This is a genomic window from Nostoc sp. (assembly GCF_036917755.1).
GTDB lineage: Bacteria > Cyanobacteriota > Cyanobacteriia > Cyanobacteriales > Nostocaceae > Nostoc.
Genome location: NZ_JBALFC010000028.1, coordinates 82,674 through 91,503, shown reverse-complemented (window position 1 = coordinate 91,503; position 8,830 = coordinate 82,674). Strand labels below are relative to the sequence as shown.

The 8,830-nt window shown below is 43.1% G+C and carries 7 protein-coding genes and 1 pseudogene; 6 read left to right on the top strand and 2 right to left on the bottom strand.

What is annotated here, in order from left to right; genetic code table 11:
* Positions 1-1,987, bottom strand: a 1,987-nt coding sequence (locus V7L05_RS08915; RefSeq protein WP_335163775.1) for an NACHT domain-containing protein, incomplete at its 3' end; no start/stop codon positions are given.
* A gap of 154 nt (positions 1,988-2,141) precedes the next feature.
* Between V7L05_RS08915 and V7L05_RS08910 the strand changes: the two genes are divergently transcribed.
* The 6 genes and pseudogenes from V7L05_RS08910 to sppA all read left to right on the top strand — a co-directional run bounded on the left by V7L05_RS08910 (position 2,142) and on the right by sppA (position 7,309).
* Positions 2,142-2,402, top strand: a complete 261-nt coding sequence (locus tag V7L05_RS08910; RefSeq protein ID WP_335163773.1) for a hypothetical protein — start codon at positions 2,142-2,144, stop codon at positions 2,400-2,402.
* A 513-nt stretch (positions 2,403-2,915) separates the two neighbouring features.
* Positions 2,916-3,308 carry a hypothetical protein gene (locus V7L05_RS08905; RefSeq protein ID WP_335163771.1) on the top strand — a complete coding sequence of 131 codons (393 nt, stop codon included), beginning with the start codon at positions 2,916-2,918 and terminating at the stop codon, positions 3,306-3,308.
* A 162-nt stretch (positions 3,309-3,470) separates the two neighbouring features.
* Positions 3,471-3,743: pseudogene (locus tag V7L05_RS08900) on the top strand (hypothetical protein).
* A gap of 32 nt (positions 3,744-3,775) precedes the next feature.
* On the top strand, positions 3,776-4,108 hold the full coding sequence (locus V7L05_RS08895; protein ID WP_335163769.1) for a clan AA aspartic protease: 333 nt from the start codon (positions 3,776-3,778) through the stop codon (positions 4,106-4,108).
* Positions 4,109-4,145: 37 nt separating this feature from the next.
* Positions 4,146-5,195: a type 2 isopentenyl-diphosphate Delta-isomerase gene (gene fni, locus V7L05_RS08890; protein ID WP_335163767.1), complete on the top strand. Its 1,050-nt coding sequence runs from the start codon at positions 4,146-4,148 to the stop codon at positions 5,193-5,195.
* Between the two features lie 278 nt (positions 5,196-5,473).
* Positions 5,474-7,309, top strand: a complete 1,836-nt coding sequence (sppA, locus tag V7L05_RS08885) for a signal peptide peptidase SppA (RefSeq protein WP_335163765.1) — start codon at positions 5,474-5,476, stop codon at positions 7,307-7,309.
* A gap of 234 nt (positions 7,310-7,543) precedes the next feature.
* Here sppA and V7L05_RS08880 read toward each other — a convergent pair whose 3' ends face one another.
* Entirely contained in the window at positions 7,544-8,806 is a 1,263-nt protein-coding gene (locus V7L05_RS08880; RefSeq protein WP_335163763.1) for a cysteine desulfurase, read from the bottom strand.
* Between the last annotated feature and the right edge of the window lie 24 nt (positions 8,807-8,830).

The window sequence follows — 8,830 nt, the reverse complement described above, 5'->3', positions numbered from 1 at the left end:
TCTGGTTGCCAGAGCCAATTTTCTCTAAGCTTTCTGCCGCTTGCCTTCGGGTAAAATCATCCAGTTGTGGTTTGTCGATTAACTCCACCAAAGCATCAATTGCCTTCTGGTTGCCAGAGCCAATTTTCTCTAAGCTTTCTGCCGCTTGCCTTCGGGTAAAATCATCCAGTTGTGGTTTGTCGATTAACTCCACCAAAGCAGCGATCGCTAACGCTGCAAAATATTCCTCAAATGTGGGATGGTAGAAAGCGTAAACTTTCTCTTTCGTTGCTGATTCCGCAGCCAGTCCAACTTCATTTAGCCATCCCAACTTTAACGCTAACGAAAATAAAGAATTTTGCTGTTTTGGATCGCCTAATTCCTCACGCACCAACTTATGTCCTAGCCGAAACCGTGACGTTTCTTGATCAATTGCCCGTTTTGCTAAACGTCCCAACGCAGCGTTTAATTCCTCTTGCTGCTGTTCGGTGGTAGGGAAGCGGTTTTCTTTCCACTTGTAAACCTCTTCCACAAACTGCTGATAAAGTCCGGCTTTAGTTTCCGGTAAACCTTGATCGGAACCTTGCCAAGTGCTACACAACAGCGCTAACCGCAAAGGATTTTTAACTAAATCTTGGATGCGCTTACTTTCAGCTTTATCTAATTCCTGCCATAATTTTTCCCCTTTGTTACTCCCCCTCTCCTTAATAAGGAGAGGGGGCTGGGGGGTGAGGTTCCGAGGTTGAAACCAACGCTCAATAAACTCTTGCACTTGTTGCGGATATTCAAAATTGAGTAACCGATACGTCTCAAAATTTTCTAAAGCGCCCGCGTTTGCTTCCCAAACATTCACCCGACAAGTCAGCACAACCCGCGCATTTTTCACCCATCCCGTCAACTGCTGGGAAATCTCAGTTAATGGTTGGAGTGAAGACATTTCATCTGCTGCATCCAACAACAACCACACACGATTATTCTTGAATAAATCTGCAAAAGCGTTTTTATCTTCTTTTGTTACATCTTCTACCACTTCTAAAGCATTCTTCAGCCAATCTTGCAACAGATAATTTTCTACGCTCTTTCCTTGCAAGTCTGCCAAAGAAATCCAAATTGGTAAACCCAGATTGTTGTTTAATATCCAAAAAGCTATAGTTTGCAGCTGAGTAGTTTTTCCCGCACCCGGTTCCCCAATTAAAGCGATGCGGTGTCCTTGAGTTTTACCAACACCATCACGGATAATTTGCTCTAAAAAAGCCTGATGTTCAAATCGCTGCTTCTCTTCATAACTCGGTTCGTAAAGTTGCGAACCTTGTTCTGCGGAAATATCCTCGCTGCACTTCTTCGGTTTAGTACGCTCCACCAATGCTAAAGGGACATGAATTGCCTCTAGCTCAAATTTCATCTCATCATCAGCAAACAGCAACTCATTTGTGGTGAGACGCTTGTGCTTTTCCAGCATAGCGCGGCAGATTTCTTGCCAATCCAAGCTATTATCTGTTGTTTGTGTCTGGAATGTTTCTTTTAAATTCGTCTTTTGGTGTTCCTTCCACTTTTGCTTAACCACCTCCAGATTCTCTTTTATCGTCGCTGTCTGATGTTTTAGCGTCAGGATAAATTTCCAATAACCTTGACTCTTTGTAGATTTTTGGTCTTCTCGCACTCCCAACTCTTTCAACCAGTCAAGTGCAGTTTGAAGCTCGTCTAATTCTCTTTTGTCCTGAGAAAGGTTAAATTCTGCTTTTTGCGGGGGAAGTTTTAAAGTTTTGCCAGCATCTTTAATCTGTTTGAGTAAATATTCTTTTTTTGTACCAACTTCAGTTGTTTTGCTTCTGTTTCCTCTTGTCTGTTCGCTTTTATATCCGGTAATTCGCAATTTATCAGCATCCCAGACAGCGCAAAGTGGAAGTTTGGATTCACAATCTTGCTCTTCCGACAGTTGCAGCAATGCTTCTACCAGACTGAGTACATTCTCTAAAGCTGATTCATCTCCACGAATATTTCTTGACATCAGTCAAATAATTTTTAATTACCCAAACAAACAAGCTTACCCAAGCTGCAAAACCTGACGATACAAGCATTATAGACGCTGCGTGGGGGATTTGTCTGGGGAAATACCCAAAAAAATAATTGACCTTGTAAACCCAAAAACAAGGTGAATTCAGATGTCAGCTAAAAAACGTGGTCAAAATGCAAGACAAAGAGCGATGTCTACGACGGGCTACGCCTACGCATTCTTGCTAATTCTGCAAACAATATTAATTGGCGTAAATGCCGAAAACCGCCTTCAGCAAGGAGACTCTCCAATCGAGGTTTTAATATGGATGATTAACCAGTGTATCCCAGTCCTGAAACAAGCCAGCAATTTCCAAGAAAAACAGAAAAAGAGCCTGTTACCAAAACATCGCCGTTCCGAGGATCAATAATATCACAAAGACCCAAGAAATCGCCGTTTTTACAATAATCAGTCCCTTGTAGAGACGGCGATTTATCGCGTCTCTCTTTAACCGTCAAAATGAGTCTGACAAGCTACTAAGTATATTTCAAAATTCAAATATGAGTTTTATATGTTAGTTCAGAACACAAGTCCATTCATTCACAATACAAGTCCATTCGTTCACAAAACAAGCCTATTCGTTCACAACACAAGCCCATTCATTCACAAAACAAGCCTATTCGTTCACAAAACAAGCCTATTCGTTCACAAAACAAGCCTATTCGTTCACAACACAAGCTCATTCGTTCACAACACAAGCCTATTCGTTCACAACACAAGTCCATTCTCAACCATTTATTTGTTCTCTAGTGTCGTGTAATTACTGAGCTAGCAATCAAATGTTATTATAAAAAAATACCTTATTTCGTAAGTTTTACTGAGCCACTAGATTGTCCCATTGAGGCACTCTAGAAAGATAAAGTTTAGTAAAAAGTATCCATTGATGCCACGCCAAAAAAAAAGCTCTCCCGTGCTAGAAAAAACCGAACAGAAAGTAATCGGCTTTAAATCGATTAATTCCAACCTCGATTTTGGTGATTCCATCAGCTTAAACCATTTAACCCAGTTAACTGGGCAACTCCGCAACCATATTGACCAGTATAATATGATGCTAACTGCCCTTGACTCGGCAAAGGAAGAAATAGAAACCCTTGAAAAGGCCATTCGGGAAACTTCAGAACGCTTGGTTAGTGGTGTGGCGTTCAAGTATGGCAAAGACAGTCGGGAATACGAAATGACAGGCGGAGTACGCAAGAGCGATCGCATTCGTAAAGCTACCATTACGCGGTTAAAATCCACCGCAGACTTAAAAGCGGCTTTTACACAGACGGCTTAACCAGCAACAAGTAGGCATTATTCACCGTGAATGATGCCCATGTTTTGCGTAGGCGTAGCCCAACCCAGGCAGGCATCGCTGCTCGTCTTCTTGTCGCCTAACAATAAGTCGCACACTATAATGGATAGGCTGATCGAATGCTTTACTTGAAAGCTTACGTGTATGTCTTATCCAAAACTAAATGACGAAGGAATTATCCGGCGTGGTAAATAATTATACGACAAACATATCCGTCCCAAAGTTGAGACAGCAGAGAATATTGGCAAATTGATTTCCATCAATGTTGAAACAGGTGAATATGAAATTGGCGATGATTTGTTGGTAACAAGCCGTTGTTTGCAAGCCAAACAGCCTGATGCTGCAATTTGGGCAGAAAGAATTGGTTATGATGCCGTGTATGCTGTTGGTGGTTCATTAGTCAGGACGTTAAAGTGATACACGGGACGGTGGTTGGGCTTCAAGCACGAATGAGTGTTTTGGTTCCTTTGGAAGACAAGTCAGATGTAGAAATTGAGTTTGTTATTGATACAGGGTTTGAAGGTTTTCTTACCTTACCACCTGATCTGGTCGCAAAACTTAGCTTGCCGTATATAGCTAAAATTCAAGCAAATCTTGCCGACAACTCCAGGACTGCAACAAATGCTCATGCAATAAAGATTATGTGGAAGGGTGCGGAGCGAGAAGTTATTGTGTTGGCGATGGGTCGCCGTCCTCTCCTGAAAACTGCACTACTTGCAGATTCTCATCTCAGCATTGATTTTTATGAAGGTGGTACTGTCTTGGTTGATGAAATTTTGTAACAATAGCGATCGCAAATACTTTTAACTATACCCACCAGTGAACGCCCCCACCAATATCTCTGCACAAACTCAGAATCGCAAAGCCGATCACATTCGGATCTGCTTGGAGGAAGATGTTCAGTCTAATCAAATCACCAATGGACTGGAACGTTATCGTTTCACTCATTGTTGTTTACCCGAACTAAATCACAACGATATTGATATCAGCACAACTTTCCTGGGGAAACACCTTAGCGCACCCTTGTTAATTTCTTCCATGACTGGGGGAACAGAACAAGCCGGAATCATTAACCAACGTTTGGCCCAAGTCGCGCAACATTACAAAATTGCAATGGGTGTTGGTTCCCAACGAGTAGCGGTAGAAAAACCCCAAGTGGCTGATACTTTTGCCGTCCGCAAGTATGCGCCCGATGTTCTGCTATTTGCGAACTTGGGGGCTGTGCAACTTAACTATAAGTACGGCTTAGATGAATGTTTGCGGGTAGTTGATATCTTAGAAGCTGATGCTCTGATTTTACACATTAATCCTCTACAAGAGTGCATTCAATCTAAAGGTGATACTAATTTTCGGGGTTTGCTTGACAAGATATCTAAAATATGCTCTAAGCTTCCAGTGCCAGTGATTGCGAAGGAAGTTGGTAACGGCATTTCAGCAGCGATCGCCAACAAACTGATTGCCGCCGGGGTAGCAGCAATTGATGTCGCTGGTGCGGGGGGAACTTCTTGGGCAAAAGTAGAAAGTGAACGGGCAGAAAATCCCTTACAACGTCGCTTAGGGAAGACTTTTGCCGATTGGGGTTTACCGACGGCAGAGTGCATTACAACTATTAGAGCGATCGCACCAGATGTACCTTTAATTGCTTCGGGAGGTTTGCGTCATGGATTGGATGTTACAGCTGCGATCGCTTTGGGAGCAGATATAGCTGGTTTAGCAATGCCTTTCCTGCAAGCAGCAGCAACATCAGAGACAGCAGTTTCCGAACTGGCTGAAGTATTAATCGCTGAAATCACCACAGTTTTATTTTGCACTGGCAACGCCACCTTGTATCAGTTGAAGCACTCTAGCAGTTTACAACGCATAGAATAGGTAAATAGGGCATGGGGGATGGGGCATGGGGCATGGGGCATTAGTCTTTTGTTCTTTGTCATTAGCCCATAGTCCAATCTATGTGGTTATAACCAGTGACCAATCCCCAATGATGCCAGTCGCCTAAAATTGGGAAACCCCCAAGACTAGACTGCTCGACATTCCTATGTCACTACCTCTGATGTTCCTTAGCCTTTGGTGTCAATGACTAGCTAACGCTAACACCACAGCCCTACCTCCGCGATGCCCAATTCCCAATGCCCAATAACTAATAACTAATGCGTAATTTTATCAAACAAACTTTTGCTAGTTTAGTTGGCACCTTACTAGGACTAATTATTTTCGGTGGTCTGGGAACCACTGGACTGTTTTTGCTGATATTGGCTGCTACCTCTTCTAAAGATATTGGGCCAAATGTGAAAGATAAGTCAGTGCTGGTTTTTGACTTGTCAATGAAAATTACTGATAGCGAACCTAGTTCCGGCGAAGTCTTTCAAAGCACAATATCAGGTGTGGATGACGAGAGAATAGCACTCCGCAAAGTTGTGGAAACTTTGGAAAAGGCGCGACGCGATCCGCGAATTGTCGGGATTTATCTGGATGCAAGTAGCACAAGCCAAGTTAGTAGCGTTGGCTATGCCTCTCTGAAAGAAATTCGGAAAGCGCTAGAGGAGTTTCGCGCTGCTGGGAAAAAGATTGTGGCCTATGGCAGTGATTGGAGTAAAAAGGAATATTACCTTTGTTCAGTGGCAGATTCCATTATAGTTAATCCTCTGGGAATGATGGAAGTCAATGGTTTGAGTTCACAACCGATGTTCTACGCGGGTGCATTACAGAAATATGGGATTGGTGTTCAAGTCGTGCGAGTGGGGAAATTCAAAGGAGCAGTTGAACCGTTTATCCTCACAAAGTTGAGTCCAGAAAACCGCGAACAAACTCAGAAATTGTTGGATGATGTTTGGGGAGAATGGCGCACTACTGTGGGCGCAAGTCGGAAAATTGAACCACAACAGTTGCAGGCGATCGCAGATAATCAGGCGCTACTGGAAGCCACACAAGCCAAAACCAACGGTTTAGTTGATCGAATAGCATACCCCGATGAAGTGGTAACTGACCTGAAAAAGTTAACAGATAGCGATAAAGATGACAAAACATTCCGACAAATTAGCCTGAATAGTTACGCCCAAGTTTCCGGCAAATCTTTGGGTGTAGAACGTAACTCAAAAAATCAAATTGCCGTTGTTTATGCTGAGGGCGAGATTGTCGATGGTAAAGGAGAAGATGGGCAAGTAGGAGGCGATCGCTTTGCCAAAATCTTCAACAAACTGCGACAAGATAAGGATGTGAAGGCTGTTGTATTACGAATTAATAGTCCTGGTGGTAGTGCTACCGCAGCCGAAGTCATGCAGCGAGAAGTGAAATTAACTCGTGAGGCGAAACCAGTTGTAGTGTCAATGGGTGATGTCGCCGCCTCTGGTGGTTATTGGATTGCTAGCGACTCTAATCGCATTTTTGCCGAACCAAATACCATTACAGGCTCTATAGGGGTGTTTGGGATGCTATTTAATGGGCAAAAGCTGGCCAATGATAATGGCATTACTTGGGATTCGGTGAAAACTGCACGCTATGCTGATAGTCAAACAGTTTCGCGTCCGAAATCGCCTCAAGAGTTGGTAATTTATCAGCGTAGTGTTAACCGCATTTATAATATGTTTCTGAATAAAGTTTCTCTAGGTCGGAAACTGCCAGGACAAAAAGTAGCAGAAATTGCTCAAGGAAGGGTTTGGTCGGGTGTGGCGGCCAAAGAAATTGGTTTGGTAGATGAAATTGGTGGTTTGAATAGTGCGATCGCTTATGCTGCTAACCAGGCGAAACTAGGAGAAGATTGGGAAGTTCAAGAATATCCTCGCACTAGCAACTTCGGAGAACGCTTTTTTGGGCGTGTAACAGAAGAGGCGCAGACTGCTTTCGGAATTGAGAAGGCGCAACTCAAATCAGCCAATCCCCTCACCGATGAATTCCAGAAATTCCAACAGGAAGTAGGGATTCTGCAAAAGATGAATGATCCACAGGGGGTTTACGCCCGCTTGCCTTTTAACTTGAAAATTGAGTAGATGCTTTTTCTTAACCGAGCAGTATTGGAACGATCGCTATTATCCATTGAGGATTAGAACTTGGAGTTAATTTTCTCGATCCTTGGTTTTTATATCATGTCTGGGCAATTATAGCGGTTCTCGGTTGAGTAGGTACTGAACCCCACCCCCAACCCCCTCCCCGCTCTTCGAGAGGGGGCTAAGATATACCTCATGTGATTAGGAAAGGCTATAGTGTCTGAAGATTTTGTAATTTTAAGCAAGGAAACCTGCAAAAAAGTCCAGAGTTTCTTTCAGTGCTTTGATGAAAATATCAATTTCCTCACGGGTGTTGTAGAAAGATAGACTCGCTCGTGCGGTTGCAGCAAGACCTAAATAACGGTGTAATGGTTGAGTGCAGTGGTGTCCAGAACGGATAGCAACGCCTTCTTGATCTAATAATGTAGATAAGTCGTTAGCGTGGACTTCCCCGGCGGTGAATGACGCAAGAGCGGCTCTACCTTCACCTTTAGCATTTGGTTTGGGGCCGTAAATTCTAATTTGGGGAATTTGCTCTAATTGTTGGAACAAATAAGCTGTTAATTCTGCTTCGTAGGCGTGGATTTTATCCATACCGATACTACTAAGATAATCGATCGCAGCACCAAGTGCGATCGCTTCCCCAATTGCAGGTGTACCAGCTTCAAATTTATGCGGTAATTCTGCATAGGTGGAATGGTCTAAATACACCTCTGCAATCATCTCACCACCACCAAAAAATGGTGACATTGATTTTAACAATTCCAGCTTGCCATACAAAAATCCTATCCCAGTTGGCGCACACATTTTATGACCGGAAGCTACCAACCAATCACAATCTATCTGCTGCACATCAATGGGGTAGTGAGGAACACTTTGACAAGCATCAACTAAGAATTTAGCACCATATTTGTGAGCGATCGCACTAATTTCTGCCACTGGATTAATACAACCCAAAGCATTAGAAATATGCACCACTGACACCAATTTTGTTTTGTCAGAAATCAGTTTTTTAAACTGTGACAAATCAAAACTTTCTTCTGGTGTCAGTTCCACAAATTTCAGTACTGCACCCGTTTTTTGCGCCACCAATTGCCAAGGTACAATATTACTGTGGTGTTCCATCACCGACAGAATAATCTCATCCCCCGGCTGCAAATTGTTCATACCCCAGCTGTAGGCTACTAGGTTAATCGCCTCAGTTGCGTTCCGAGTATAGACGATTTCCTGACGCGATGCAGCATTAATGAATTTGGCAACTTTATCTCTAGCACCTTCATAAGCATCGGTAGCTTTAGCACTTAGAGTATGGGCACCGCGATGCACGTTAGCATTATATTGCTCGTAATAATCCCGTAGGGTATTTAATACGAACAAAGGCTTTTGTGATGTCGCAGCATTATCGAGATAAACCAGGGGTTTATCATTGACTTCCTGATGCAAAATTGGGAAGTCAGCGCGAACTTTATCAGCAAGGGTTTTGGTAGAGGTGAAACTCATTGGTAGATTAGTTATTAGTCATTA

What these genes read in the sequence shown, in the direction of transcription:
- V7L05_RS08910 (WP_335163773.1), top strand. Translation starts at nt 2,142, where the DNA reads ATGTCAGCTAAAAAACGTGGTCAAAATGCAAGACAAAGAGCGATGTCT.
- V7L05_RS08905 (WP_335163771.1), top strand. Translation starts at nt 2,916, where the DNA reads ATGCCACGCCAAAAAAAAAGCTCTCCCGTGCTAGAAAAAACCGAACAG.
- V7L05_RS08895 (WP_335163769.1), top strand. Translation starts at nt 3,776, where the DNA reads ATGAGTGTTTTGGTTCCTTTGGAAGACAAGTCAGATGTAGAAATTGAG.
- sppA (WP_335163765.1), top strand. Translation starts at nt 5,474, where the DNA reads ATGCGTAATTTTATCAAACAAACTTTTGCTAGTTTAGTTGGCACCTTA.
- V7L05_RS08880 (WP_335163763.1), bottom strand. Translation starts at nt 8,806, where the DNA reads ATGAGTTTCACCTCTACCAAAACCCTTGCTGATAAAGTTCGCGCTGAC.